We start from the raw sequence: 1161 nt of genomic DNA, 5'->3' as shown, positions 1-1161 counted from the left end.
GGGGGAGAGCGACTATCTGGGGTGTCAAGTTGCATTTGCGAATTCGCTTCTCGCGTCGCGTGCTTTTGCGTTGAGGATGACGAGAAGTTTTCTGGCGAGTGCGATGCGGATGAGCATTTTGGGCTTTCCCGCCTGTTGCAACCGTTGAGCGAACGCTTTGAGATGGGGATCGAACTTGGCTGCGATGGCTGCGACGATGAAGAGGATGCCCCGGGGCCCGGCGCGTCCGCCGCGCACATGCCTGTTGCCGGCGCGCTTGCCGCTGTCGTTGGCGATAGGGGCGAGGCCTGCCAGCTTGGCGATTGCTTTGTTGGAGATGAGGCCGATCTCGGGCAGTTCGGCCATGAGGCGGGCCACGGTGCGGCCAGCCACGCCCTTGAGCGAACGGAAGGCCGATCCCAATCTGGCCCACAGCGGATCATCGTCGATCATCGAGGCGATCTCGCCTTCCAGGCGCCGCTCCTCACGCTTGAGGAAAGCCAGCATCGCCTCGATGCTGGCGCCTGTCTCGGCATCGCGCGCGGCGCTTCTACGCTGCTTGTTGACGGTCGCATCGCCGACGACCTGGCAAAGCCGCCCAACCAGCGCAGTAAGCCGCTGCTGGGCAGTGCTGGGTGGTGGCGTCGGCACGATCTTCTTGACTGCGCTGTAATGGGCGATGATGGAAGCGTCGATACGGTCGGTCTTCTCCAGATAGCCCATCGCCTCGGCGAAGCGGCGCACGCTCTTGGCATTGACCAGAGCGCACGGCATGCCGTGCGCCCACAAAAGCATGAAGCCCAACCGCTCATAGCCGCCCGACGCCTCCATCACCGCGTGGGTTGCGCCATGGTTGTGACAGAACAGCCAAAGAGCTGCGATCCCCGTCGCGTCGTTGGTGAAGCGCTCTACCGCCCCGTCGGGCCAGACATGCGCGTCCAGCCAATCCTTCGAAACATCAACTCCACAAATGATCATGTTCACGGTAACCTGCCTTGTGCGTACGGTTGGAACCAAGCGACTGTTCGGTCGTGCGTGACGAAGGCGAAGATCCCAAGCTCTCCCGCGGCTGTAACCTCAGGTGGTACGGGCGACTTCGCCAAGCCAAGGTCCGGGCGGCCGCCCGGACCTTGGCTCAATCGCTTCAATCCCACGAAATCTCTCTCGTGTAGATACAAGGTG

General features: G+C 62.3%; 1 protein-coding gene. It reads right to left on the bottom strand.

The window, feature by feature from the left end:
* Window positions 1–24: 24 nt before the first annotated feature.
* Entirely contained in the window at window positions 25–963 is a 939-nt protein-coding gene (locus tag EN845_RS33745; protein ID WP_127873644.1) for an IS110 family transposase, read from the bottom strand.
* Window positions 964–1161: the final 198 nt, after the last annotated feature.

It is taken from the genome of Mesorhizobium sp. M8A.F.Ca.ET.202.01.1.1 (assembly GCF_004791595.1).
Taxonomy (GTDB): domain Bacteria; phylum Pseudomonadota; class Alphaproteobacteria; order Rhizobiales; family Rhizobiaceae; genus Mesorhizobium.
The sequence above is the reverse complement of the archived record's forward strand: the minus strand, read 5'-3'. Positions and strand labels throughout refer to the sequence as shown.